Source organism: Prevotella sp. HMSC073D09 (assembly GCF_001814145.1).
Taxonomy (GTDB): domain Bacteria; phylum Bacteroidota; class Bacteroidia; order Bacteroidales; family Bacteroidaceae; genus Prevotella; species Prevotella conceptionensis.
In genome coordinates, this window is the sequence record NZ_KV815056.1 from 1 (window position 1) to 283 (window position 283).

1 protein-coding gene is annotated in these 283 nt (G+C 44.9%); it reads left to right on the forward strand.

Translation table 11 applies throughout. The features are described from left to right. Positions 1–283, forward strand: a 283-nt coding sequence (locus HMPREF2955_RS16470) for a hypothetical protein (RefSeq protein WP_246830055.1), incomplete at both ends; no start/stop codon positions are given.

Consider the following 283-nt stretch of genomic DNA (forward strand, 5'->3'; position numbering starts at 1 on the left):
TGAGCGATTTTGTGCAGCAACAGAACTCCGTTTGCGACTTTGGCTCGTCTGACAGCTGGGTGGTTCTTTCACCTATTGAACAAAGCATCAAAAAGAAAATAGAAGCCGTTGGTACGCCATTGAGAGATTGGAATATAAACATCTATCGCGGTGTGCTGACAGGTTGCAATGAGGCCTTTATTATCAATACTGAAAAGCGTGATGAGATATTGGCAAATTGCCAAACTGATGACGAGCGGACAAGAACGGCTGAACTTATACGACCGATTCTTAGGGGCAGGGA